We start from the raw sequence: 24,330 nt of genomic DNA, 5'->3' as shown, positions 1-24,330 counted from the left end.
AGCCGGCCGGGCGGGGTGCCCCTCCGCTCAGGAGGAACCCCACCCGGCCGGCGGTGCGCGCCGCCCCCGTCCCCACGGTGCGACGCGTGCGGGTCGCCGTCCAGTCATCCCGTGGACGGCGGCCCGGCTCTCAGGTCAGCCCGAGTGCGGGCAGCACGGCGGCCTCCACGAACCGCAGCAGATAGCCGGAGTCGGCGTACTCGCCGCACAGCACGGGCCGCGCGCGCAGCACGCCGAACATCATCGCGGGCACGTACTCCAGGGCCGGGTGACCGGCGGGCACCTCGCCCCGCTCGACACCGCGCGCGAGGATCTCCTGGAGCGCGGCGATCTCCGGGTCGATGAGTGTCTCGCGCAGCGCCTGCTTCAGTTCGGGGTCCTGTGTGATCGCGTGGCCGAGGGCCTGCATCAGCCGGGTGTCCTTGCCGGACCAGTCCCCCGCGGCCCGGGCGGCCCGGCGCAGGTCCCCGGCGAGCGAGCCGGTGTCGATGCCGGCGAAGCGCACCTTGCGGTCGGCCCGCAGCGCCGCCGCCACGAACTGGGGCTTGGTCTTCCACTGCCGGTAGAGCGTGGACTTGCTGCACCGGGTGCTGGCGGCGACTCCTTCCATGGTGACCGAGTCGTAGCCGCACTCCCGGATCTGTTCGAGCACGGCGTCGAAGAACTCCCGCTCACGCTCGGGCGTGAGCTTGGAGCGGCGCGAGGCGGCGACCGTCTCCGGTCCGTCCGCGGCCTGCGACGTCATGTGCTCTTCTCCTCACTCGGGTCCGGGTCACGGTGCGGGCCTCCGCCCGCTCACGGCGGTCGGTGAAACCCGTCTCCAGTGTGTCCTATGTCAATCGATACGCCAGTGTACCGGTACGCGAACGTATCGGTACACTGGCGTATCGGTACGGGAACGTATCGATGAGTCAGCACCACCGTCAGTGAAGGGGCCGGGGGATGGATGCCCGTACCGAGCCTGCAGAAGCGGAGTCCGACGCGATAGCGCGACCGCCGCTCGTCCGTGAGCTCCTGCTCGTCGCGGGGCTCTTCCTCGTCTACAAGTTCGGCCGGCAGCTGGCCACCGGCCACACCGGTGAGGCCCTGCGCAACGCCCGCCGCGTATGGGACCTGGAACGGGCCGTGCACCTTCCGGACGAGGGCGCCGTGCAGTCCGCACTGCTGCACGGCGGCACCCTGGTCCATCTGGCGAACACCTACTCCGCGACCGTTCATTTCCCGGCCACCGCCGCCTTCCTGGTCTGGCTGTACCTGCGGCGGCCCGCACATTACGTCTGGGCCCGCCGGGTCCTCGCCGCGGTCACGGCCGCCGCCCTGGTACTGCCCTTCACGTTCCCGCTCGCCCCGCCGCGCATGCTGACCGGCACGGGGCTGATCGACACCGCGCGTGTGTACGGACCTTCCGTATACGGTCCACCGCAGACCGACCACCTCTCCAACCAGTACGCCGCGATGCCGTCGCTGCACTTCGGCTGGGCCCTGATGGTGGCGATCGGCCTGATCGTCGCGACCCGCTCCCGCCGGCGCCTGCTGTGGCTGCTGCACCCCCTCGTGACGCTGGTGGTGATCGTCGGTACGGCGAACCACTACTGGCTCGACGCGATCGTCGCGACGGCCATGCTCGGCGTGGCGCTCGCCCTGATCCGTCCGCCGCACCGCACGGAGAGTGCGGCGAGCACGCCCCGGCGCGGCCGGCGGACGCCGGTCTCCCCCGAGCAGCCGGTCCTGGTCGGAGCGGGCCGATGAACGCGGATCTCGTCGCCGTCGCCCTGTCCCTGGTCTCGGCCGTCGCCTACGCCGCGGCCGCCGTCGCCCAGGAACGCCTCGCCTCACGGGAACTGGGCGCGGGTCTGCTGCGGCTGCTCGGCAGCAGTGCGTGGTGGTCGGCGGTCGGGCTGAACGCGGGCGCCGCGCTGCTGCACGTCGTGTCTCTGAAGTACGGTCCGCTGACGGTGGTCCAGCCGCTGGGCGCGCTCACCCTGGTGGCGGCCGTGCCGATGGGAGCGCGGGCCGCCGGGCGACGGGTCGGCCCGGCCGAATGGCGCGGCACCGCGCTCACGCTGCTGGGGCTCGCCGCCCTGCTGGTCACCGCGTCGGGTCCGGCGCCGGAGCGGTCGCTGAGCCTGACCGAGGCGCTCGCGGTCGCCGGTGCGACGGCGGCCCTGATCGGCGCGCTGGCGCGGCCCGGTACCCGGCCGGGACTGCGGCACGCGACGGCGTCCGGCCTCGCCTCGGGCGTGGCCTCGGCGCTCACCCAGACGGTGACGGTGGCGGCGACCGCTCGCTCCGGATCCGGCCTCGGCATCGGGGTGGTCGTGGTGGCGCTGCTGGTCGCCGCGTTCGCCACGGGCGGGCTGCTGCTGTCGCAGACGGCCTACCGGGGCGGTCTGGGCGCCCCGCTGGCCGTGGTGACCCTGGCCAACCCGGTCGCCGCCGCGGTGATCGGGCTCAGCCTGCTCGGCCAGGGACTGCGGGGCGGCGTGGCCGGTGTCCTGCTCGCCCTCGCCGGGGCGGGACTGGCGTCCTGGGGTGTGGTGCTGCTGACCCGGGTGACACCGGCGGCGGAATCCGCCCGCGGAGCCGAGGAAGAGCACCCGGTGGCGGCCGTCCTGGCACTGGAGCCGGGAACGGCGTCGAGAGAACCGGTGCTGGTGCCCCGCCGCTCGCCGTCAGGGCGCCTCACCCCGCTGTGAAACGACGTCGGCGGCCGGTACGTGCGGAAAGTGACGCGCGTACCGGCCGCCGGTGGACCGCGGCCCGTATTCCGTATGCAATTTCGTATGCAGTGGACCGGTGTCAGCCCAGTCCCCGAGAGTCCTGCTTCAGCGCCGTGTCGACGGTCAGCGCCGTCGCCACCACGAGGCTCAGCAGCGGCTCGGGCAGCTGGTAGTGGATCTGCAGGACGTAGTTGTCCGCCGTCGTGAACAGCGTCTTGGCGAGGCCTTCCCAGGTCTTGGTGATCCGGGCGACCTCGTTGTCCGCGTGGTCGACGATGGCGAAGTTCCACGCCCGCCAGTTCTCCGCCTTGATGGCACCGATCTTCTGACCGCCGGCGTTCATCGCGAAGTTGATCTTGCCGATCATGTTCTGCTGGACGATCTCACCCACCGGCGAGCCGTCCGGGCGCTCCACGATCACCCTGGACTTGAAGATCTTCCCCGGCCGGGTCAGCAGCAGCAGCGGCTGGCCGTAGGCGTCGCGGATCTCCAGCTTGTGCTTCATGAACTGGTCGAGGCTGGACAGAAGACGGACGACCTTCCGGATGAAGCTCTGGCCGACCTCGACGACCGAGCCGATCTCCCGGCCGTTCTGGTCCATGACCTTGTACTCGTTGGTCACCTCGATCAGCTTGGCCTTCTGGTTCACCACCAGCACCGGCTCGGTGAACAGGGTGCCGCCGCCGGGGCCGCCGGCGGTGACTCCGGCCTGCTGCTGCACCTGACGCTGCACCTTGGCGTCACCGGCCGCCTGCTGCGGAAACGCCGCCGCCGGCGGGGCGGCCTGCTGGGCGCCCCGCTGGTCCGGGTTGGTGTGGTCGGTCCACTGCGCGCCGTCCCAGTAACGGAGCGTCTGGGGCGCACCGTGCGGATCCGGGTACCAACCTGCAGGAGTGTTCGATTGCGTGGTCACCGGGGCACACTACCCTGAGCTGACCGGTACCTGACCAGTCCCCACGATGCGGTATTCATCGTCCGTTTACTCCGTGACGATCGCCGGGTCACTGACACCGGGACGCCCGTTCTCGACATGTCCGGCGAACCGGCGCAGAAACGCCGGATCGGTCTCGGACGTGACGGTGAGGTCGTACCAGCGGCGGCTCGCCGAGAGGTCCACGGTGAGCCGGACGCGCGCCCCGGGCCGCACGGTCACCGTCCGCGGCCGTCCGCCGTAGCCGTCGGCCACCTTCAACCGGGCGGTGCCGGTGCCCCGGTTGGTGAAGGTGAGCTCGACGTCGTCGCCGGTGTACCGGGCGGTGACCTCGGGGCCGGCGGCCTTTCCGGAACCCTTGAAAACGCGCAGGAACCCGTTGGGACCGTGCACGGTCAGATCGTGCGCGCCGCCGGACTGCGCCGAATCCCAGGTGCCGGCGACCGACTTGCCGGCCTCGGTGGTGTAGCTCCAAGGGCCGTCGGCGCGATTGCCGGAGGTGACGAGGAAGGCGGCGCCCGCGTGGGCACCGGAGGCGAAGGTGAGCGTGAGCCTGCCGGTCGCCGCGTCCGCCGAACCGTCCACCAGCGGCGCGTACTTCAGCGGCCGGGTGGCCCGGTGCCCGCGCTCCTGCTTGGGCAGCGCCGGGCCGGCGGGCGGGGTCGGCACGTAGTCGGGGTGGCGGTCGTGGTCCGGGGGCCGGTAGCCGTCGGTGTCCGGCAGGACGGCCGGCCGGGTGTCCGTGTGGGAGAAGTCGAACGCCGAGGTCAGGTCGCCGCAGATGGCGCGCCGCCAGGGCGAGATGTTCGGCTCGTGCACACCGAAGCGGCGCTCCATGAACCGGATGATCGAGGTGTGGTCCAGCGTCTCGGAGCAGACGTAACCGCCCTTGCTCCACGGGGAGACGACGATCATCGGCACGCGCTGCCCCAGCCCGTAGGGGCCGGCGACATGGCTGCCGTCGCCCTTGAACAGGTCGGGGCCGACGTCGACGGTCGAGCCGCCCTGCGCGGTGGAGGCCGGCGGGAAGGGCGGGACCAGGTGGTCGAAGAAGCCGTCGTTCTCGTCGTAGGTGATGAACAGGGCCGTCTTCGCCCACACCTTCGGGTCGGCCGTGAGGGCGTCCAGGACCTGGGCGACGTACCAGGCACCGTAGTTCGCGGGCCAGTTGGGGTGCTCAGTGAAGGCCTCGGGGGCCACGATCCAGGAGATCTGCGGCAGCTTGCCGCCCTTGACGTCGGCCTTCAGCCGGTCGAAGAAGCCCTCGCCCTTGCGGGCGTCGGTGCCGGTGCGGGCCTTGTCGTACAACGGGTCGCCGGGCTTCGCGTCCTGGTACTGCTTGAAGTAGAGCAGCGAGTTGTCACCGTAATTGCCGCGGTAGGCGTCCTGGATCCAGCCCCAGGAGCCGCTCGCGTCGAGGCCGTCGCCGACGTCCTGGTAGATCTTCCACGAGATCCCGGCCTTCTCCAGGCGCTCGGGGTAGGTGGTCCAGCTGTAGCCGGCCTCGTCGTTGCCGAGGACCGGGCCGCCGCCCTTGCCGTCGTTGCCGGTGTAACCCGTCCACATGTAGTAGCGGTTCGGGTCGGTCGAGCCGATGAACGAGCAGTGGTACGCGTCGCAGACGGTGAACGAGTCGGCGAGCGCGTAGTGGAAGGGGATGTCCTCACGGGTCAGGTACGCCATGGTCGTGGAGCCCTTGGACGGCACCCACTTGTCGTACTTGCCCTGGTCGAAGGCGGCGTGTCCGTCGTTCCAGCCGTGCGGGAGGTCCTGGATGAACGCCAGCCCGAGGTCGTCGGCGTCGGGGTGGAAGGGCAGCAGGTCCTTCGTGCCGTCCGACTGGTACCACACCGGCTTTCCGTCCTGGCGGGTCACCACCGGACGCGGGTCGCCGAAGCCGCGGACACCTCTGAGTGAGCCGAAGTAGTGGTCGAAGGAACGGTTCTCCTGCATCAGGACGACGATGTGCTCGACGTCCTCGATCGACCCGGTGCGATGGTTGGCGGGCAGCGCGGCGGCGCGCTCGATGCTATTGGACAGTGCGGTGAACGCCGAGGTGGCGCCCGCGAGTTGGAGGAATCGACGCCGGTTGACTTCGGGCATGGCTGAGGGACCTCTCATCCTGGCGCACGGGATGGCCGGAACGTGACCAACGAAGCGCGGTGCGAGTGTTCCAAGAGCACCGAACGTCTGGGAAGGGTGCGGTGGCTGTCATGTGACGGGCGTCGGTACGCGAGACCAAGACCTCGCCAAGAAAGCCCCGCGCGGTGATCCGGTCGGCGCCTGCGCCGCTCGCGGTGGAGCGCTCGGGCCTGCTCGGTCACCGGGCGGCCGGGGGTCACCGTGCTCCAGAGTCGGACGCACAGCGTGCTCCGCCTCGACCCGGGCTTCGACCTGCAGGGACAGCCGTTGCCGGCCCTGCGCACTCCGCCGCCCGGCCCCCCTTGAAGGTGCTGCTGGTCGGCCGCACCGACGACGCCAGGCGCAAGGGCGTCGACCTGGCTGCCCGGGCCCTCGGCCAGGTGCACGAGCTGCGGACCAAGGCATCCACCGACCCGGTCGAATGCGTCGTACGAGGAGCGCCGTCCGGCCTGGGCGACGCCCAGCGGCAGCAGATCCTCGACATGTCGGGGCCCCCGGGATGGAAGTGACCGTGCGCGGCTATTCCCGCGATCCCGGACGACTGGACCGGGACCTGTGGGCTGCGCCAGTCTGGTCGTCATGCCCTCCCGCTCGGAGGGGTTCGGGCTGATCGGGGTGGAGGCCGTCATCCGCGGTGTGCCGTTGCTGGTGAGCGCCAACAGCGGGCTGGCTCAGCTGCTGCGCGAACACCTCGGCAGTGACGCCGAACCACTGATCGCGCCGGTCACCAGGGACACCGACAAGGACGCCGACGTCCGGGCCGAGCGGATCGAACAGTGCCTTGTCGGCCGGGAGGCCGCTTACCGGCGCATGGCCGACGTACGCGGTCGGCTGTCCGCACGCGTGACCTGGGCGGCGGCGGCCACGCTCGTGCTGGGCGAGGCCGCCGCCCGGGCCTGAGCCGGGGCAGGACCCCGAACGCACCCGGATGTGCGGGCGGTGGCCCGAATCGGTGTCGCCGGCAGTGCTCTCACCGAAGCGCTTCCGTCTGGCAGAAGTCATCTTGCCGCGCTGCCGCCGGCATCACGACTCTGGGTCCAACCACGGCTCGAGGGGCGAAGACGCCCCGCTCACAGGGACGGGAACGCCATGCCCCACACGACCGCCTTCGCCAGGAACCAGTGGTACGTCGCCGCCTACAGCCATGAGGTGGGGCGCGAGGAGCTGCTGGGACGGACCGTTCTCGGCGAGCCACTCGTCCTCTACCGCACCGAGGAGGAGGGCACGCCGGTCGCCCTGCACGACCGCTGTGTGCACCGCCGCTTCCCGCTGCACGAGAGGCCCAGCCGGCTCGACGGCGACCGGATCGTGTGCGGCTACCACGGGTTCACCTACGACACCACCGGTACGTGCGTGTACGTGCCGGGGCAGAAGCGCGTCCCGCGCACCGCCCGCGTCGCCTCCTACCCGGTCGTCGAGCAGGACTCGCTGGTGTGGGTGTGGATCGGTGACCCGGCGCTCGCCGACCCGCTGACCATCCCGCGCGCCCGGCACCTCGACGCCCCGGGGTGGGTCACCGTCCGTGGCATGGAGCCGATCGACGCCGACTACGGCCTCCTCGTCGACAACCTCCTCGACCTCTCCCACGAGACGTATCTGCACGGCGGCTACATCGGCACCCCGGAGGTCGCCGAGACGCCGATCACGACGGAGGTCGACGAGGGGGCGGGGATCGTGCGGGTCAGCCGGCACATGGACGACGCCGCCTGTCCCCCGTTCTACGCCCGCTCCACCGGTATCGAGGGTCGCATCACGCGCTGGCAGGACATCGAGTACCACGCGCCCTGCCTGTACCTGCTGCACAGCCGCATCGCACCGGTCGGCGTGCTGCCCGAACCGGACGGCAGCGACCCGAACGGCTTCCACACCGAGATCACGTACGCGATCACCCCGTCCACCGACGGCCACGTGTACGACTTCTGGATGGTCTCCCGGGACTGGGCGGTCGACGACGACGAGGTCACCGAGTTCCTCCGGGGCAACAACCACACCGTCGTCATGCAGGACGTGGACGCGCTCAACCTGCTGCAGAGGACGCTCGGCACCGAGCGCACCGGCTACCAGGAGCTGAGCATCAACATCGACACCGGCGGCCTGGCCGCCCGCCGCATCCTCGCCCGGCTGGTCGAGGAGGGCGACAAGCCCGTGGAGAAGGTCCAGTGACGACGCCCGCCCGCCAGGCCGCCACCGGGGAGGTCTACCGCATCGACTGGCTGCCGGGCACCGATGTCCTGCACGGCACCTGCCACTGCGGCGCCGAGCACACCGCCCAGGACCCGGTCGCCATGTGGGAGTGGATGCTCGGCCACCCCGAAGGTCACCACCCGCCGCAAGGAGCCGGCTCATGAACGTGTACGAGGCCGAACTCGTGGTCGACCGGCTGGAGTCGGCCGCCGAGGGCGTCGTGGCCCTGACCCTGCGCCACCCGTTGGGCGAGGAACTGCCCGCCTGGGAGCCGGGCGCCCACGTCGACGTGCTCCTCGGCCCGGACCTGGAGCGGCAGTACTCGCTGTGCGGTGACCCGGCCGACCGTGCCGTGTGGCGTGTCGCGGTGCTGCGCGAGCCGGACGGGCGGGGCGGATCGGCGTACGTGCACGAACAGGTGGGGCCGGGCGACAAGGTGCGGGTGCGTGGACCGCGCAACAACTTCCCGCTCCACTCCGCCACCCGCTACCGGTTCGTCGCGGGCGGTATCGGCATCACCCCGATCCTGCCGATGCTGGCCGCGGCCGAGGCGGCGGGCGCCGAGTGGACCCTGCTGTACGGCGGGCGGGAGCGCCGGTCGATGGCGTTCACCGGCGAGTTGGCCCGTTACGGGGACCGGGTGACCATCGCCCCGCAGGACGAGACGGGACTCCTCGACCTCGGATCGGTGCTCGACGACCTGCCCGACGGCACCCTGGTCTACTGCTGCGGCCCCGGCCCGCTGCTCGACGCGGTCGAGGAGCGGTGCCCGGCCGGAGCGCTGCGCGTGGAGAGGTTCCAGCCGAAGGCGCAACCCGTCGGCGACGACGGCGAGTTCGAGGTGGAGCTGGCCAGGAGCGGTCGTACCCTCACGGTCCCCGCGGGTGTCTCGGTGCTCGACACCGTGCGCGCCGCGGGCGTGGAGGTGCTCTACTCCTGCACCGAGGGCACCTGCGGCACCTGCGAGACGGACGTACTCGAGGGCACTCCCGAGCACCGCGACTCGGTGCTCAGCGACGAGGAGCAGGCGGCCGGGGACACGATGATGATCTGCGTGTCCCGGTGCCGGGGAGCGCGGCTCGTCCTCGACCTCTGACCCGGCGTACGGCACGACCCGCCTGGTGCACGCTGGTGCCGGTGGTGCCACCGGGTGAGGGCCGCGCGGCGGACGGCCCGGCGCCGTCGGCGACCTGAACGCCGACGGTGCCGGGTCAGGCCTCCGGTGCCGGGACGACGGCCAGATGGCTCGCCGTGGCGCGGGCGCGACGCGGGCGGCGCGGGGCCGCGGCGGGGCGGCGGGAGTCGCGCAGGACCAGGGTGAGGCGGGCGTAGCCGAGGGACTGGAGGGCTCTGGGGGTCTCGACGACGATCCGGCAGTCGGTGGCACCCCAGCGCGGGTCCGGGTGGAGCAGCGGACGGACGGCTCCGTCGGGTTCGCCGGCGTTCTCGCCGACGGTGCGGATCCAGTGCGGCAGGCCCTGCCGGAAGGCGGCTTCCATGAGCGGGTCCTGGGCGATGTCCCGGCGGATCGCCTGCAGCCCGTGGTCGTGGACGCTGTGCTCCCAGACGGCCTTGAAGTGCGCCAGCATCGGCAGGCACCAGCTCGGCTCGTGCTCGCCGAGGACGGTGGCCGCGTCGGGGTGGAACAGCACGAACCTCAGGAAGTTGTCGCCCGGCATGGCCGTCGGATGCGGGCCGACACCCCGGAAAAGTGTCTGATACGCGCTGTTGGCCAGGACGACGTCCCAGCTCTGGTCGACGACGAAGGACGGGAAGGGGACGGCCTCCAGGAGCGCGGCGTAGTCCTGGAGATACGCCTGGGCCTCGAGACCCTCGGGGACGGGACGCGGCTCCGGCCGCTGCCCACCTGCCTGATGTGCCATCGGGAGGTCACCCCTCTTGCCTATGCGGCCTTCACGCGGCGCCCTGATCCTGCTGCCCCGACAAGAGTCATGTCAACTATCGTGGCATTTCATGCCTGTTGACGGCTGAAATTGGCCACAGTTGTGGCGAGACCTGGATGTGAGTTCGAAGCACCCGCTACTCTCCGGGAAGTTCACGGCAACTGTTTGTGGTGAGTCTCGTGTTGAGCCTCTGAGAGACGTAGGAGATCTGTCGGTGACGGATGGCTACGAGGATCCGGGCGCCACGGCGACCGCCCAGCTGCCGGCCGTCGTCGCCCGCGTCACCGCGCTCGCCGACCGGCTCGGTGTACCGCACGCCGAGGTCTTCGACGTCAGACGGCTGTCCGTCGCCTGCGGCGTCCCCGAATCCGTGGTCCGGTCCCTGCTCGGCGGCCGGCCCGCGGGCGAGCCCGATGTGCAGGCGAGGTTCCTGCAGCGCCTGGACCTGCTGCGCCGCACCCGGCTGAAGCCCAACGGGCGCAGGTACACCCAGCAGGAGATCGCCGACGGGGCGGGCATGTCCCGGCAGCAGGCGGGCGCGCTCATCAACGGCGACCGGCGTCCCACGATGGAGCACTGCGACGCCCTGCAGCGTTTCTTCCGGGTGCACGCCGGCTTCCTCACCGCGGAGGACCCCGAAGCCCTCGCGGGTGCCCTGCAGCGCACCGAGCAGGAACTGCTGCAGAAGCTGGCCGACCGCGAACGGGCGGCCGCCCGGGCCGCCGAGGATCCGCTGGAACGGCTGCTGCAGGACCACGGTGTCCGCGGGATCGCCTGGCGGGCCGCTCAGCTGCCCACCGACCAGCACCGCGACAAGGTCGCCGAGTGGCTGGACATGCTCTTGGAGAGCGTCAAGCGGCCCGAGTCGTGAAACTGCGCGGAAGAGTGGGCACCGCCCGGCAGATGCGCCGTCTGTGCGGCGAGTTGGTCGCCGAACTGACCCTTCCCGCCCCGGCGCGGCCGGACGACCTGTACGCGGCACTGTGCGACGCGATGAGCCGGCGCCGCGGCCGTCCCGTGCTGTTCCGGGCGGCCGCCTTCCCGCCCGGCACCGCCAGCGGGCTGTGGCTCGACATGGCCGACCGGGACCTGATCGTCGTGGAGGAGCGCACCGCGCCCGACCACCAGCTGGTCATCCTCGGGCACGAGTTGTGGCACATGCAGGCCGGCCACGGCGGCCACCACCTCGAGGGCGTACGGGTGGCGTCACGGCTGCTCGGCGACGACCAGGACCAGGAGGCCCTGGAGGCCGCCGTGCACAGGGTGGCCGCCCGTACCCGCTTCGACCTGGCCGAGGAGCAGCAGGCCGAGGCCTTCGGCCTGCTGCTGGCCAGCAAGTGCCGTACGCGGCTGGCGGGTTCGTCACTGTGCGGGCCGGTGCCGCGGGACGACCTGGCGGGCCGTATCGAGGCGTCGCTGGGGTATCTCCGCCGGCAGGGCTGAGGTACGCCGGACGGTGACCCGCTTACGGCGGGGCGGCGTTGTCAGTGGCGGACGGCAAGCTGGAGGTGCGCCGCCGCCGTGTGCGGCGTACGCGCTGCGAAGTGCGTGGACCATGACACTCGACGGGGAGAGCCGACCGATGCACACCGCCGTACTGACCGACCGCGAGCGCGCCGCCGTCCAGGCATATCTGCGGCTGCTGCACACCGTGCGCGCCGCCCTGGACGGGCCGCCGGACCAACCCCGGCCCGTCCTCGTCCCACCCGCCGTGCTGGCCGAGGCGGACCGGGCGCTGACCGACGCCGGACTCGCGGGCAACGAGGGGGAGTTCTTCCGGCTGCTGCACGGCCGGCGCCCGCGGTCCTGAGGCTGCCGGGCCCGGGGACGCGTCGTTCGACCGCACGGCCGGTGTTCCCGGGCCCGGGGCGCGCTCAGGAATGCGGCACCACGACCGCCGTCATGACCACGCCGCGCCGGACGCCCCAGCGGCCCTCGAACCGGCCGACGCGGCGACCGCCCACCCGGGGCCCCGGCACGAGGAGCTCGGCGTGCAGGCTGCCCCCCGGTTCCGGGCCGGGCTCGGGGACGATGTCGATGTCGGCCTCGGAGAAGTCCAGCCACTGGCCGGTGAGCGGGAACCAGGCCTTGTAGACGGACTCCTTGGCGCTGAACAGGATCCGGTCCCAGTGCACGTCGGGCCGTTCCTCGGTGAGCCGGCCCAGCCGTTCGGCCTCGGCGGGCAGGAAGACGTAGGAGACGACCTCCTCCGGGAGCACCTCGTGCGGTTCGGCGTCGATGCCGAGGGAGGCCAGGTCGGCGGCGCGGGCCAGGGCGGCGGCGCAGTAGCCGTCGCTGTGGGTCATGCTGCCGACCAGACCGTCCGGCCAGCGCGGCGCGCCGCTCTCGCCGGTCAGCACGGGCTGCGGGGGCACGCCGAGCTTCTCCATGGCGATCCGGGCGCAGGCCCGCACGGCTGAGAACTCGCGGCGGCGTTTGGCCACCGCCCGGGTCATGAGTGCCGCTTCCCCGGGGTACAGCGGGGCGTCCCGCAGCTCGTCGTCACCGTGCAGTTCCACGGCCACGACCGAGTGCGGAAGCAGCTCCTCGATCACCGGATTCGACCTCCATCGGCAGGATACGACGCGGGATTCCGGGCGCCTGCGGACGCCCCCGCCATTCGCGGGGATACCCGACGGACACCTCTTCGAAGCGGACGCCGTCGTGCCAGGTGGTCCGCGGGATGTGGAGATGACCGTAGACCATGGTGGCGACGCGGAATCTGCGGTGCCAGTCCGCGGTGAGCCGGGTGCCGCACCACATGGCGAACTCGGGGTGCCACAGCACGTCCGTCGGATGCCGGTCCAGCGGATAGTGGTTGATCAGGACGGTGGGCAGGTCCTCGGGCAGCTCGGCCAGCCTGCGTTCCGTCCCGGCCACCCGGGCGCGGCACCAGGCCTCGCGGCTGGGGTAGGGGTCCGGGTGCAGCAGGTGCTCGTCGTTGCAGACGATGCCGGTGCCGTGCGCGTGGGCGAGGCCCTCGTCCTTGGTGGCGCACCCCTCGGGAAGGAAGGAGTAGTCGTACAGCAGGAACAGCGGTGCGACGACCGCGGGACCGCCGGGGCCGCGCCACACGGGGTAGGGGTCCTCGGGGCTCGTCACACCCAGCTCGCGGCAGAGGTCGACGAGGTGCTCGTAGCGGCGGACGCCGCGCAGGGTGACGGTGTCCCGGGGGTGCGTCCACAGTTCGTGGTTGCCGGGGGACCACAAGACCTTGCGGAAGCGGCCGGCGAGGGTCTCGAGGGCCCAGCGGATGTCGGCGACCGTCTCGGCCACGTCGCCGGCCACGATCAGCCAGTCGTCGTCCGAGCCGGGACGCATCCGCTCGACGAGGGCACGGTTCTCGGGGTATCCGACGTGCAGGTCGCTGATGGCCAGCAACCGCCCGGCCCGGCCGGCCGTGGACTCCACCCTGGCCCCTTCCGATCATGTCAGTGACACCACGAGAACACATCCACGGTCACCGGACAAGGACAATCCGCGCCAGTGCGGGGCGCGCCGTGGCGCCGCCGTTCCACGGCACCGGCCGAGCTCCTCGGCAGGGCCGGCACATCCGTAACACGGGCGTTGCACGCAGGGGCCGTTGAAAGCCGTATGATCGCCCCAACACCACCGCCAGGAACGCCCTCAGCGCAGGGCGGTTCGGTGTCCCTCCATCCCCCCTGCCCGGGCACGGGCCGCTGCGCCCTGCCCGAAAAGCCTGAAAGGCGGCCTGCATGCTCTCTCGCGTACGCGTCTGGCTCAACCGCACGTACGCGGAGAACGTGTTCTTCATGGATCAGCTGCGGAGAAATCCCAGCGACCGGGCGGTGGAGATCCACGCCACGCACGGCGATCCGGACTCTCCCGTGCTGGCCGCCGCCGACACCGCCGAGCTGGAGCCGGAGGGCCTGTCCCCGGCCGGGTACGTCGAGTACGCGCTGGACCAGTGCGCGCGGCGCGGCATCGACGTGTTCGTGCCGCGTCTGCACCAGGCGGCGATCGTGGCGCAGCGCGCCGAGTTCGAGGCGGCCGGTACGGCGTTGCTGGCGCCGACCCCCGAGGGCGCCGCCGTGTTCGAGGACAAGGCGACCGCCTACCAGGCGGTCGCCTCGGTCGGCGTGCCGGTGCCGCCGTGGCGGCGGGTGCGTACGGCGGACGAACTCCTCACCGCTGTAGACGAGTTGGAGGCCGCCGGGCACAAGGCGTGCTTCAAGCCGGCCGCCGGTGCGGGCGGCGTGGGCTTCCGGGTCATCACGCGCGCGCCGTTCTCGCTGGCGCAGCTGAGCGGTTTCCCTGGGCCGCACGTGCCGCTGGATCTGGTGGTGGCGGCGGTGCGGGAGGCCGAGGAGCCGGTGGACTGGCTGGTGATGCCTCGCCTGGCGGAGCCGGAGGTGTCGGTGGACTGCCTCACCGGCACGGACAACCGTGTCCGGTTGTCCGTGGGCCGCACCAAGAACGGGCGCCGCCGCGGCTTCACGCTCGACGAGCGGTGGCTGGCGCCTGCGCGGCTGATCGCGGAGGGGTTCGGACTGCACTACCTGTCCAACATCCAGTTCCGGATGTTCGGTGAGCAGCCGGTGCTGCTCGACGTCAACACCCGCCCGGCCGGCGGTCTGCACCAGCTGTCGCTGTGCGGGATCAACGCGCCCTGGGCGGCAGTGCAGTTGGCACTGGGTGAGGAACCCGGCGAGATCGTGCCACCGTTCCTGGGCCAGGACTACGCCGTGGTGTCCGGGCCTCGTCCGGTGCGGCCGGTGTCGTTCCCGCGGCAGCGCACGGAGGAGACCGGGCCGCTGCTGCCGACGGTGCCCTCGCCCGCGGCGGCGCCCGACACCGAGGTCGCGGCACAGCCGGGTGCCGCCGCTGCGGCACCGGCCTGAGGCGCCACGGCCTGAAGCACACCGCCCACCGGTCTGGACCAATCATGGCGCAGCCCCTTGACACCATGATTGGTCCATACCAACTTGGTTGCGCACCGCCTTCCGTACTCCCCGCACCCCCGCACACCTCGTGCACTCCCGAAACCCCCCTCATTCAGGGAGATCGCGTGCGCAACCCACTCGGGCGTCCCAGACGCCGTCTCCTCGCCCTGATCGGCTCCGCGGCCCTGGCGTTCGCCGGGGCCATCGCCCTCCCCATCAGCGCCCACGCGGCCGACATCCTCACCAACCCCGGCTTCGAATCGGGCGGTCTCTCCCCCTGGACCTGCAGCCAGAACCTCGGCTCAGTGGTCTCCTCACCCGTGCACGGCGGCTCCAAGGCGCTTGCCGGAGCGGTCACTTCGAGCGACAACGCCCAGTGCGGCCAGACGGTCTCCGTCCAGCCGAACACCACGTACAGCCTCAGCGGCTGGGTGCGCGGCAGTTACGTCTATCTGGGCGTGAGCGGCGGCGCCTCCACCTGGACGACGTCACCGTCCGCGTACAGCCGGCTGTCGGTGTCCTTCACCACCGGCGCCAACCAGACCAGCGCCACCGTCTACGTCCACGGCTGGTACGCCCAGGGCACCTACTACGCCGACGACTTCAGCCTGGACGGACCCGGCGGCGGGGACGGCGGCTCGGACACCCAGGCGCCGACCGCGCCCACCGGCCTGACGTCCACCGGCAAGAGCTCCTCGAGCGTGTCGCTGAAATGGAACGCGTCGACGGACAACGTGGGCGTGAGCGCCTACGACGTCTACAGCGGCGGCACCCAGGTGCTCAGCGTCTCCGGTACGACCGCCACGGTCGGCGGACTGTCGCCGAACACCGCGTACGCCTTGACGGTGAAGGCACGCGACGCGGCCGGGAACGTGTCGGCGGCCTCCAACTCCGTGACGGTCACCACGGACGCGGGCGGCGGCAACAGCGGCTTCAAGCAGGCCGCCCCCTACCTGTACGAGGGCTGGGGCGATCCGCCGAGCCCGAGCACGGTCATGAACGCGACCGGCGTCAAGTGGTTCACCATGGCCTTCGTGCTGGACTCCGGCGGCTGCACCCCCGCCTGGGACGGAAGCCGGCCGCTGACCGGCGGCGCCGACCAGAGCGCCGTCAACGCCGTCCGATCCGCCGGCGGCGACATCGTCCCCTCGTTCGGCGGCTGGCAGGGCAGCAAGCTCGGCGCCAACTGCTCCTCCGCGAGCGCGCTCGCCGGGGCCCTGCAGAAGGTGATCGACGCCTACTCCCTGAAGGCGATCGACATGGACATCGAGAACTCGGACGAGTTCGAGAACGAGGCCGTGCAGGCGAAGATCCTCACCGCGCTGAAGACCGTCAAGGCCGCCAACCCCGGCCTGAGGACGATCGTCACCTTCGGCACGTCGACCACCGGCCCGACCTACTACGGCAACCGCCTCATCGAGCAGGCGCAGTCGCTGGGCGCGAACATCGACGTCTTCACGATCATGCCGTTCGACTTCGGCGGCGGCTCGGACATGTACGGCAGCACGGTGAACGCCGCCGAGGGCCTGAAGGCCAAACTGAAGTCGACCTTCGGGTGGGACGACGCGACCGCCTACTCCCACATCGGCATCTCCGGTATGAACGGCCTGTCCGACCAGCAGGAGAACACCACCCCGGCGATCTGGACCCAGATCCGGGACTGGGCGAACTCCCACCACATCGCCCGGCTCGCCTTCTGGTCGGTCAACCGTGACCGTCCGTGCGCGGGCGGCGGCGTGGTGAGCAACTGCTCCGGCATCAGCCAGAACAACTGGCAGTTCACCTCGATCACGGCCGGCTTCACCGGCTGAGGGTCCCGCTCCGGCGGCCGGCCCCGCCAGGGCCGGCCGCCTCGGCACGTCAGAACCGGCCCGAACCCCGGTACAGCTCCAGTTCGCCGTCCAGTTCGACGGCGAGCACGGTCGCGTACGGGTCGAGGTCGGACTCGGCGGGCGGGTCGATCCACAGCACGCCGACCGCCTCGTGCAGGCCTCCGACGACCCGGTGGCCGAGTTCGGCACCGGTGCCGAGCACCGTGACCCTGCGGACCTTCGTGGCCAGGCCCCGGACACCGATCTCGGCGCGCGGCGCGTCGAACAGGGTCAGGTAGAGGGTGCGGCGGTCGGCGGAGAGGGTGCTGGGCCCGTAGTGGTGCCCGGCCGGCAGCCCGCGCACCGTCCCGTACACCGCCTCGGAGTGCCTGCGGATCCACTCCCCCAGTCCTTCGAGGCGCTCGACCTGCGGTTGCGGGATGGTGCCGTCCTCTCTCGGGCCGACGCTGAGCAGCAGGTTGCCGCCCCCGCCGATGGTCTCGGTGAAGTACCGGACGAGCTGTGCGAGCGACTTGTGGTTGTGGTCGTGGTGCTGGTGACCCCACGAGTCGTTGATCGTCAGGCACAGTTCCCAGGGGCCCTCCGGCGGCACGATGGGGGCGCCCTGCTCGGGGGTGGCGTAGTCGCCCTCGCCGAGCATGCGGGCGTTGAAGACGACGTCGGGGACGTAGGAGCGGATGAGCGCGGCGAGTTGCTTGATCCGCCACTGCTCCTCGCTGCGGTCCCACTCGCCGTCGAACCACATCAGGTCGGGCCGGTAGCGGGAGGCCAGTTCACGGACCTGGCCGTCACGGTAGGCGATGTACCGCTCCCAGGCCTGGAGGTCCTCGTCCTCGGCCGAGCACTCGGAGTACCGGTTGTCCTCCAGCTCGGGAGGGCGGCCCGGCTTGCGGGTGGTGGCGTAGTCGGGGTGGCTCCAGTCGGAGTGCGAGTAGTAGAGGCCGACCTTCAGTCCCTTCTCGCGCAGGGCGTCGGCGTAACCGGAGAGGTAGTCGCGGCCCAGGTTCAGGTCGCCGTACGCGGTGTCCCACAGGGCGACGCCGTCGTGGTGCCTGCTGGTGAGGACGGCGTACCTGGCGCCCGCGCGGGCGAACAGGTCGGCCCAGGCCCGCGGGTCGTAGTGGGCGCCGGTGAACCGTTCGAGCTGAGACATGTACCGGTCATAGGGCACGATGTCGTCGTAGAAGGACCAGGATTCCTGGACACCGTCGACGGCGTAGATGCCCCAGTGGACGAAGATCCCGAACTTGGCGTCGGTGAACCACGGTTGCATGGGCACGGGTCGGCTCACCTCGCACGCCGCAGGCGCAGGGTCAGGATCTGGAAGGGCCGCAGGGCGACGGTCACCGCGCCGTCGGCGTCGGTCTCCGCGTCCTCGAGCGGTCGCTCCAGCAGGTCGGTCACCTGGGCGCCCGCGAGCGGGAAGCCGGTGCGCAGTACGCCCTGGGCACGGCCGCCCAGGGACTCGTACAGGCGGACCACGACATCACCGGAGGTGTCGTCGGCGAGCTTGACCGCCTCGACGGTGATGCCCTCGCCGTCCACCGAGACGACGGGCTCCGGCTCGCCCGCCGAGTCCGCCACCCGCAGGGGGAGGTTGAGGGCGTAGCCCTCGGCGACCGCGTCCGCGATGCTCGCGCCGGGCAGGAGGGAGTAGACGAAGCGGTGGCGGCCCTGGTCGGCCCCCGGGTCCGGGACGCGCGGGGCGCGCACCAGGCTCAGGCGGACCGTGGTCGTCGTACCGCCGTCCTCGCGGACCGTGCGGGAGACGTCGTGACCGTACGTCGAGTCGTTGATGACCGCGACACCGTAGCCGGGCTCGCCGATGTGCACCCAGCGGTGGCCGGAGACCTCGAAGCGGGCCGCCTCCCAGCTGGTGTTGGTGTGCGTGGGCCGCTGGATGTGGCCGAACTGGATCTCCGCGCTGGAGTGCGGGGCGCGGACGTCCACGGGGAAGCCCGCCTTGAGGATCTTCTCCGCCTCGTGCCAGTCGATGTCGGTCTCGAAGTCGACGCGGGGGCTGCCCGCGCGCAGGGTGATCGTCTGGGTGATCTTCGAGCCCTTGCCGAACGTGCGCTCCACGCGGATCGCGCCGAGCAGCGGATCCTCCTCGACGACCGTCACGGAGTCCGGCTCGAGCAGGTCCGTGTACCGGTTCTTGTAGTGCTTGTCGATGTCCCAGGCGTCCCAGTAGTTGGGGAGGTCGGTGTGCAGGCGCAGGAGGTTGCCGGCGTCGGCGAGGACTTCGCGCCGTGCCCGCAGGTCGTACACGGACGACAGTGTGCCGTCCTCCGCCACCTCCACGCGGACCAGCCCGTTGTCGAGGACCCGGCCGCTCACCGTCACCGGCTGCGGCGGTTCGGCGCCCTCGAGGGGGGCGCTGCCGCTCGCCGGCACCTCGACGTACGCCGGTGCGCCGGCGCCCGTACGGACCACCTCGGCCCGGTCGAACGGGCCGGTGTTGAACACGCGGGTCCCGCCGCCGCCCAGCGCGGTGACGGCCTGTGCCGTCAGCTCCTCCAGCTCCTCGGCGACCCGCGCGTACTCGGCCTCCGCCTCGCGGTGCACCCAGGCGATGGACGACCCCGGCAGGATGTCGTGGAACTGGTGCAGCAGCACCGTCTTCCACAGCCGGTCCAGCTTCTCGTACGGGTAGGTGTAGCCCGGGGCGTGCAGCGCGGCCGTGGTCGCCCACAACTCCGCCTCGCGCAGCTTGTGTTCGCTGCGCCGGTTGCCCTGCTTGGTGCGGGCCTGCGAGGTGTACGTGGCCCGGTGCAGCTCCAGGTACAGCTCGCCGACCCACACCGGGGCGTCCGGGTACTCCTCGCGGGCCTTGGCGAAGAACGCGTCGGGGTGCTCGACCTCCACCCTCGGGGAGCCCTCCAGGTTCTTCAGCCGCCGTGCCCGCTCCATGATCTCGCGGGTCGGGCCGCCACCACCGTCGCCCCAGCCGAAGGGGGCCAGGGACCGGGTGGCGCCGCCCTTCTCGCTGTAGTTGCGGACCGCGCGGGACATCTCCTCGCCGCTGAAACGGGCGTTGTAGGTGTCGACCGGCGGGAAGTGGGTGAAGATGCGGGTGCCGTCGATGCCCTCCCACCAGAAGGTGTGGTGGGGGAACTTGTTGGTCTGGTTCCAGGAGATCTTCTGGGTCAGGAACCATTCGTTGCCGGCGAGCCTGGCGAGCTGCGGGTAGGCGGCGGTGTAGCCGAAGGAGTCCGGCAGCCAGACGCCCTTGGTCTCGACGCCGAAGTGCTCGATGAAGAACCGCTTGCCGTGGATCAGCTGGCGGGCGATGGCCTCGCCGCCGGGCAGGTTGCCGTCGGCCTCCACCCACATGCCGCCGACCGGCGCCCACTGGCCCTTCTTCACGGACTCCTGGATCCGGGCCCACACCTGCGGGTAGTTGTCGCGCACCCACTCGTACTGCTGGGCCTGCGAGCAGGCGAAGACGAACTCCTCGTACTCGTCGGCGAGGGAGGTGACGTTGGAGAAGGTCCGGGAGGTCTTGCGCTTGGTCTCCCGGATCGGCCACAGCCACGCGGAGTCGATGTGGGCGTGCCCGACGCCGGAGATCACGTGCGCGCTGGCGTGGGCGGGCTTGGCGAGCACCGGCCGGAGCACCGCGCGCACGTCCGCCGCCGAGCCGGCGATGTCGTCCAGGTCCAGCCGGTCCAGGGAACGGTCCAGCGCGTGCATGATCTCGTGCCGGCGCGGGTCGTGCTCACCCAGCTCCAGCATCAGCTCGCGCAGCACCTGGATGTCGAGGTCGAGGTGCCAAACCTCCTCGTCCAGCACGGCGATGTCGGCCCGGCGGAATGTATACAGTGGACGGTCGCCTGCCGTCAGTACATCGCCCAGCGGTGTCGGTGCCGCGAAGTTGTTCGCCAGGATGTCGGGGTTGGAGGCCGCCTCGACCAGGTAGTCGACGCTCTCCCCGCCCGCCGCCGGATTGGCGATCGCCACGTACTGGTTGAGCGGGTTGACCGCCTTCAGCGGCGTCCCGTCGGTGCGGTGGACCAGCGCCTCGGCCTGGTTGCCGGGCCAGTCGCCCACGAACCCCAGGTCGATGACCGCCTCGACACGCCGGCCGGCCCACTCGGCGGGCACCTGCCCCCGCATCCGGAACCAGGTCGTACCCCAGGGCGGGCCCCACGGGGTGCCCATCTCGAAGGGCTCGTACGGAGCGGCAGCGGCCTCCTGGAACGGGACCGGCTCCCCCGGTGCCTGCCAGGCCTCGACGGCGAGGGGGACCGTGGCCGCGTAGATCGCGGGCTTGATGCGCTGGTCGTGGAGGCGAGTCACACGCTCCTCGATCCTGCTGCGTTCGTCGTGCATAAGAGGTCTCCAGGGAGGGGAGCAAGCGGATGGAAAGCGCTTTCCAGCGAGGGTCTACCTAAGGTACGCCAGGCCCGGATGGACCTCCGTGTAGCCCTGGACGAGCCTGCGGGCCACGTTCACGGAGTCGACCAGCGGGTGCAGCGCGAAGGCCTTCACGGCTGTCGCACGGGAGCCGGACTCGGCGGCGGCGAGCACCTCGCGCTCGACGGCCTTCACCGCGCAGACCAGTCCGGTGGCGTGGCCGGGCAGCGGGTCGACGGCCACCGGGTGCGCGCCGTTGGCGTCCACCAGGCACGGGACCTCGATGACGGCCTCGGAGTCCAGCACCGACAGGGTGCCGCGGTTGCGGACGTTGAGGATCAGGGTGGTGCGCTCGTCGCGTGCGATGGCCCGCATCAGGGCGAGCGCCACCTTCTCGTAGCCGCCGGAGAGATCGTCGGCGTCACGCTCACCGGCGCCGGCGGTCTCCCGGTTCTCGGCCATGTAGGTGGCCTCGCGTTCGGCGCGGGTGCGGTCCCAGGTCTTCAGGGCCGACGCCCCGGGATCCTTCATCTCCTCGTAGAAGCGGTCCTGCTGGTCGCGGAGGAAGGCGCCGCGGGTCTGACCGGCACCCTTGTAGGCGCCCACGGCCTCGCGGTTGAAGTAGTAGTAGTGCAGGTACTCGTTGGGAACGGCGCCGAGCGACTGCAGCCAGTCGACGCCGAAGAGCTTGCCCTCCTCGAAGGAGCCCAGCAGGCCGGGGTCGGCGAGCAGGCGCGGGAGTTCGTCGCGGCCGGCGACACGCAGGCCCCGGACCCAGCCGAGGTGGTTCAGGCCCACGTAGTCGATCCACGCCTCCTTCGGGTCCGCGCCGAGCACGCGGGCGATGCGGCGGCCGAGCCCGACCGGGGAGTCGCAGATGCCGATCACGCGGTCACCGAGGTGGCGGGACATGGCCTCGGTGACCAGGCCGGCCGGGTTGGTGAAGTTGATGACCCACGCGTCGGGGGCGAGACGGGCGACGCGTCGGGCGATGTCGACCGCCGTGGGCACTGTTCGCAGACCATATGCAATACCACCCGCACCGACCGTCTCCTGGCCGAGCACACCCTCCGCGAGCGCCACCCGCTCGTCGTTCGCGCGCCCCTCGAGACCGCCCACCCGGATCGCGGAGAACACGAAGTCGGCGCCGCGCAGGGCCTCGTCCAGGTCGGTCGTCGCCGTCACCCGGGGCGCGTCGGGCACCCCCGCGGCCTGCTCGGCCAGCACCCGGGTCACGGCCGACAGCCGTCCGGCGTCCAGGTCGTGCAGCACCACGTGCGTGACCCGGCCCTCCGCGCGGTCCGACAGCAGCGCACCGTACACGAGCGGCACCCGGAACCCGCCGCCGCCCAGAATCGTCAGCCTCACCCTTGCACCTTTCCTGCCACGACCACCTCGACGTCCGCCTCCTCGAGCGAGGAGCGGGTCGCCGGGTCGACCGGCGCGTTCGTCACCAGCACGTCCAGGTCCTCGGGACCGCACACCTTCGCCATTCCCGTACCCGGGAACTTGGCGGAGTCCGCGAGCAGGACGACCTTGTCACCGGCCCTGATCATGGCCCGTTTCACCGGCACCTCGACCACCGTGGTGTCCATCACCTGACCGCCCGGGCGTACTCCGCTGGTGCCGAGGAAGAGCCAGTCGGCGTGCAGCTGACGCAGGTTGTCCTCGGTGAGGAAGCCGACCAGGGACCGGTACTCACGGCGCACCATGCCCCCGAGCAGCACCAGCTCTATCCCGTCGTCGTCGGCGAGTTCCTCGTAGACCACCAGGTTGCTGGTGATCACCGTCAGGCGCCGCCCGTGCAGCTGGCGGGCCAGGCGGTAGGCGGTCGTGCCGATGTCGAGCAGCACCGACTGACCGTCCCGCACCATCGCCGCGGCGCACTCCGCTATCGCGTCCTTCTCCGCCACCCGCACCTCGGCGACCTCGGCGAAGGGCTGGTCGCCGTCCTCGACGACGGCGCCGCCGTGGACACGCGTGAGCAGGCCGTCCTCCTCTAGCTTGACCAGGTCGCGCCTGACCGTGGCCGGGCTCACACCCAGCTGCTCGGAGAGATCGGTCACGGCCGCGGGTCCACCGGAGCGCAGAGCCCGGAGGATGAGTTGGTGTCGTCGTTCTGCCAGCACGGCATGAACAGTACTCGTCATCTTCAATCATTTCTATGCTCGGATCTGCTCAGGTATTGACCAAACTCGCGGAGCAGCGCACGATTCCGGGCATTGAATTTGCAGAGCTCTGACGAGAGGACGGTTCCGTGGGCGACGACCGGCCCGATGTGCTGCTGACCGGGCTGCTCTTCTACGACCTCGTCCTCACCGGCCTGGGCGGACCGCCGACGCCCGGCGAGGAGATCTGGACCGCGGGGATGGGCTGCGGTCCCGGCGGCATAGCCAACCTCGCGGTGGCCGCGGCCCGGTTCGGTCTGCGGACCTCGCTGGCCACCGTCTTCGGGGACGACTTCTACGGCGTTCACTGCCACGAGGTCCTCGCCGGACAGGAGGGCGTCGACCTGTCCCTGTCCCGTACCGCGGAGGGCTGGCCCACCCCCGTGACGGTGGCCCTCGCCTACGGCCACGACCGCGCCCTGGTGACCCACGGCCAGGAGCCGCCGTACTCACAGGACGCGCTGGTGGGCGACCCGCCCGAGGCACGGACGGCCCTGGTGCACCTGGAGGCCGAACCGCGCGAGTGGCTCACCAAGGCCGCCGCGAACGGCACCATGATCTACGCCGACGTCGGCTGGGACCCCACCCGGCAGTGGTCCGCCGACCTCCTCGACCAGCTCGCCCTGTGCCACGCGTTCCTCCCCAACGAGGCCGAGGCGATGGCGTACACCCGCACCGACAGCGCGCTCGCGGCCCTCGGCACGCTCGCCGAACTGGTGCCGGTGGCCGTGGTGACGCGCGGCGGCGACGGGGCGGTGGCCGTCGACCAGACGACCGGCGAGTTCGCGGAGGTCCCGGCCCTCGACGTCGACGTGCTCGACGCGACGGGCGCCGGCGACGTGTTCGGCGCGAGTTTCGTCGCGGCCTCGCTCGGCGGCTGGCCGCTCGAGGAACGGCTGCGGTTCGCCGTCCTGGCCGCCGGGCTGTCCGTGCGGCACCACGGCGGCGCACTGGCGGCCCCCGGCTGGTACGGCGTCGACCAGTGGTGGCGCTCGCTGACCGACCCCGGGCTCAGGCGGGCGTACGGGTTCCTCGCGGACCGGCTACCGGCCGACCCCGGCCCTCCCGTCGGGCACGCCCCCGTCACCCCTCCCGCACGTCCGCACTGATCGCCCGTACATCCGCGACATCCGCGTACATCGCGCACCTCTGCGAAGTCGCGCAACGATTCCGAAAGGCGGTGGGA

23 protein-coding genes are annotated in these 24,330 nt (G+C 71.4%); 13 read left to right on the top strand and 10 right to left on the bottom strand.

The genetic code is table 11. The features are described from left to right. Positions 1-130 precede the first annotated feature (130 nt). A complete protein-coding gene (locus tag ACWC21_RS27155) occupies positions 131-745 on the bottom strand; it encodes a TetR/AcrR family transcriptional regulator C-terminal ligand-binding domain-containing protein (protein ID WP_450885451.1) in 615 nt (204 codons plus the stop codon). 197 nt (positions 746-942) lie between these two features. On the opposite strand from ACWC21_RS27155, the gene ACWC21_RS27150 reads away from it, so the two are divergent. Then, positions 943-1,749, top strand: a complete 807-nt coding sequence (locus ACWC21_RS27150) for a phosphatase PAP2 family protein (protein ID WP_450885450.1) — start codon at positions 943-945, stop codon at positions 1,747-1,749. Then, a complete protein-coding gene (locus tag ACWC21_RS27145; protein ID WP_450885449.1) occupies positions 1,746-2,696 on the top strand; it encodes a hypothetical protein in 951 nt (316 codons plus the stop codon). Before ACWC21_RS27150 ends, ACWC21_RS27145 begins: the two co-directional genes overlap by 4 nt. 103 nt (positions 2,697-2,799) lie before the next feature. Here ACWC21_RS27145 and ACWC21_RS27140 read toward each other — a convergent pair whose 3' ends face one another. Next, positions 2,800-3,633: a phospholipid scramblase-related protein gene (locus tag ACWC21_RS27140; protein WP_450885448.1), complete on the bottom strand. Its 834-nt coding sequence runs from the start codon at positions 3,631-3,633 to the stop codon at positions 2,800-2,802. Between the two features lie 66 nt (positions 3,634-3,699). Beyond that, a complete protein-coding gene (locus ACWC21_RS27135; protein WP_450885447.1) occupies positions 3,700-5,754 on the bottom strand; it encodes a phosphocholine-specific phospholipase C in 2,055 nt (684 codons plus the stop codon). Between the two features lie 164 nt (positions 5,755-5,918). Between ACWC21_RS27135 and ACWC21_RS27130 the strand changes: the two genes are divergently transcribed. From ACWC21_RS27130 to ACWC21_RS27110, 5 genes are all read left to right on the top strand, one after another. Then, the gene (locus ACWC21_RS27130) at positions 5,919-6,302 is read left to right on the top strand and encodes a hypothetical protein (RefSeq protein ID WP_450885446.1); all 384 of its coding nucleotides are present in this window, start codon (positions 5,919-5,921) and stop codon (positions 6,300-6,302) included. 46 nt (positions 6,303-6,348) lie between these two features. Then, positions 6,349-6,693, top strand: a complete 345-nt coding sequence (locus ACWC21_RS27125; RefSeq protein ID WP_450885445.1) for a glycosyltransferase — start codon at positions 6,349-6,351, stop codon at positions 6,691-6,693. A 189-nt stretch (positions 6,694-6,882) separates the two neighbouring features. Continuing rightward, complete coding sequence (locus ACWC21_RS27120) at positions 6,883-7,956, top strand: aromatic ring-hydroxylating dioxygenase subunit alpha (protein ID WP_450885444.1); 1,074 nt, start codon at positions 6,883-6,885, stop codon at positions 7,954-7,956. Next, entirely contained in the window at positions 7,953-8,141 is a 189-nt protein-coding gene (locus tag ACWC21_RS27115) for a hypothetical protein (RefSeq protein ID WP_450885443.1), read from the top strand. The genes ACWC21_RS27120 and ACWC21_RS27115 overlap by 4 nt, the downstream gene beginning before the upstream one ends. Next, positions 8,138-9,073, top strand: a complete 936-nt coding sequence (locus ACWC21_RS27110; RefSeq protein WP_450885442.1) for a PDR/VanB family oxidoreductase — start codon at positions 8,138-8,140, stop codon at positions 9,071-9,073. Before ACWC21_RS27115 ends, ACWC21_RS27110 begins: the two co-directional genes overlap by 4 nt. A 115-nt stretch (positions 9,074-9,188) precedes the next feature. Here ACWC21_RS27110 and ACWC21_RS27105 read toward each other — a convergent pair whose 3' ends face one another. Then, a complete protein-coding gene (locus tag ACWC21_RS27105) occupies positions 9,189-9,860 on the bottom strand; it encodes an MmyB family transcriptional regulator (RefSeq protein WP_450885441.1) in 672 nt (223 codons plus the stop codon). A 235-nt stretch (positions 9,861-10,095) separates the two neighbouring features. On the opposite strand from ACWC21_RS27105, the gene ACWC21_RS27100 reads away from it, so the two are divergent. From ACWC21_RS27100 to ACWC21_RS27090, 3 genes are all read left to right on the top strand, one after another. Then, positions 10,096-10,752 carry a helix-turn-helix domain-containing protein gene (locus tag ACWC21_RS27100; protein WP_450885440.1) on the top strand — a complete coding sequence of 219 codons (657 nt, stop codon included), beginning with the start codon at positions 10,096-10,098 and terminating at the stop codon, positions 10,750-10,752. Positions 10,753-10,784: 32 nt separating this feature from the next. Beyond that, a complete protein-coding gene (locus ACWC21_RS27095; RefSeq protein ID WP_450885508.1) occupies positions 10,785-11,324 on the top strand; it encodes a toxin-antitoxin system, toxin component in 540 nt (179 codons plus the stop codon). Between the two features lie 139 nt (positions 11,325-11,463). Beyond that, positions 11,464-11,691: a hypothetical protein gene (locus tag ACWC21_RS27090; protein ID WP_450885507.1), complete on the top strand. Its 228-nt coding sequence runs from the start codon at positions 11,464-11,466 to the stop codon at positions 11,689-11,691. Between the two features lie 64 nt (positions 11,692-11,755). On the opposite strand, the gene ACWC21_RS27085 is transcribed toward ACWC21_RS27090, so the two are convergent. Further along, entirely contained in the window at positions 11,756-12,436 is a 681-nt protein-coding gene (locus ACWC21_RS27085; protein ID WP_450885439.1) for a 4'-phosphopantetheinyl transferase family protein, read from the bottom strand. Then, on the bottom strand, positions 12,384-13,292 hold the full coding sequence (locus tag ACWC21_RS27080) for a metallophosphoesterase family protein (RefSeq protein WP_450885438.1): 909 nt from the start codon (positions 13,290-13,292) through the stop codon (positions 12,384-12,386). Before ACWC21_RS27080 ends, ACWC21_RS27085 begins: the two co-directional genes overlap by 53 nt. Before the next feature lie 305 nt (positions 13,293-13,597). On the opposite strand from ACWC21_RS27080, the gene ACWC21_RS27075 reads away from it, so the two are divergent. Together ACWC21_RS27075 and ACWC21_RS27070 are read left to right on the top strand one after the other, a co-directional pair. Beyond that, positions 13,598-14,743, top strand: a complete 1,146-nt coding sequence (locus tag ACWC21_RS27075) for an ATP-grasp domain-containing protein (protein WP_450885437.1) — start codon at positions 13,598-13,600, stop codon at positions 14,741-14,743. Between the two features lie 167 nt (positions 14,744-14,910). Then, positions 14,911-16,596, top strand: coding sequence for a carbohydrate binding domain-containing protein (locus ACWC21_RS27070; RefSeq protein ID WP_450885436.1), 1,686 nt, complete (start codon positions 14,911-14,913; stop codon positions 16,594-16,596). A gap of 49 nt (positions 16,597-16,645) precedes the next feature. Here ACWC21_RS27070 and ACWC21_RS27065 read toward each other — a convergent pair whose 3' ends face one another. Genes ACWC21_RS27065 through ACWC21_RS27050 form a run of 4 tightly spaced genes read right to left on the bottom strand, consistent with a single transcriptional unit; the run spans position 16,646 to position 23,105 of the window. Further along, positions 16,646-17,896, bottom strand: a complete 1,251-nt coding sequence (locus ACWC21_RS27065; RefSeq protein WP_450885435.1) for an alpha-L-fucosidase — start codon at positions 17,894-17,896, stop codon at positions 16,646-16,648. Between the two features lie 8 nt (positions 17,897-17,904). Next, complete coding sequence (locus ACWC21_RS27060; protein WP_450885434.1) at positions 17,905-20,952, bottom strand: alpha-mannosidase; 3,048 nt, start codon at positions 20,950-20,952, stop codon at positions 17,905-17,907. 54 nt (positions 20,953-21,006) lie between these two features. Next, on the bottom strand, positions 21,007-22,344 hold the full coding sequence (locus ACWC21_RS27055; RefSeq protein ID WP_450885433.1) for a 6-phospho-beta-glucosidase: 1,338 nt from the start codon (positions 22,342-22,344) through the stop codon (positions 21,007-21,009). Beyond that, positions 22,341-23,105, bottom strand: coding sequence for a DeoR/GlpR family DNA-binding transcription regulator (locus ACWC21_RS27050; protein WP_450885432.1), 765 nt, complete (start codon positions 23,103-23,105; stop codon positions 22,341-22,343). The genes ACWC21_RS27055 and ACWC21_RS27050 overlap by 4 nt, the downstream gene beginning before the upstream one ends. 128 nt (positions 23,106-23,233) lie before the next feature. Between ACWC21_RS27050 and ACWC21_RS27045 the strand changes: the two genes are divergently transcribed. Next, entirely contained in the window at positions 23,234-24,253 is a 1,020-nt protein-coding gene (locus ACWC21_RS27045; protein WP_450885431.1) for a carbohydrate kinase family protein, read from the top strand. The last annotated feature ends 77 nt before the right edge of the window (positions 24,254-24,330 follow it).

The organism is Streptomyces sp. NPDC001348 (assembly GCF_053597535.1).
Note: the sequence above shows the minus strand (reverse complement) of the source record. Positions and strands in the feature narration are given on the sequence as shown.

What these genes read in the sequence shown, in the direction of transcription:
- ACWC21_RS27075 (WP_450885437.1), top strand. Translation starts at nt 13,598, where the DNA reads ATGCTCTCTCGCGTACGCGTCTGGCTCAACCGCACGTACGCGGAGAAC.
- ACWC21_RS27145 (WP_450885449.1), top strand. Translation starts at nt 1,746, where the DNA reads ATGAACGCGGATCTCGTCGCCGTCGCCCTGTCCCTGGTCTCGGCCGTC.
- ACWC21_RS27110 (WP_450885442.1), top strand. Translation starts at nt 8,138, where the DNA reads ATGAACGTGTACGAGGCCGAACTCGTGGTCGACCGGCTGGAGTCGGCC.
- ACWC21_RS27095 (WP_450885508.1), top strand. Translation starts at nt 10,785, where the DNA reads ATGCGCCGTCTGTGCGGCGAGTTGGTCGCCGAACTGACCCTTCCCGCC.
- ACWC21_RS27155 (WP_450885451.1), bottom strand. Translation starts at nt 745, where the DNA reads ATGACGTCGCAGGCCGCGGACGGACCGGAGACGGTCGCCGCCTCGCGC.
- ACWC21_RS27150 (WP_450885450.1), top strand. Translation starts at nt 943, where the DNA reads ATGGATGCCCGTACCGAGCCTGCAGAAGCGGAGTCCGACGCGATAGCG.
- ACWC21_RS27105 (WP_450885441.1), bottom strand. Translation starts at nt 9,860, where the DNA reads ATGGCACATCAGGCAGGTGGGCAGCGGCCGGAGCCGCGTCCCGTCCCC.
- ACWC21_RS27060 (WP_450885434.1), bottom strand. Translation starts at nt 20,952, where the DNA reads ATGCACGACGAACGCAGCAGGATCGAGGAGCGTGTGACTCGCCTCCAC.
- ACWC21_RS27135 (WP_450885447.1), bottom strand. Translation starts at nt 5,754, where the DNA reads ATGCCCGAAGTCAACCGGCGTCGATTCCTCCAACTCGCGGGCGCCACC.
- ACWC21_RS27120 (WP_450885444.1), top strand. Translation starts at nt 6,883, where the DNA reads ATGCCCCACACGACCGCCTTCGCCAGGAACCAGTGGTACGTCGCCGCC.
- ACWC21_RS27090 (WP_450885507.1), top strand. Translation starts at nt 11,464, where the DNA reads ATGCACACCGCCGTACTGACCGACCGCGAGCGCGCCGCCGTCCAGGCA.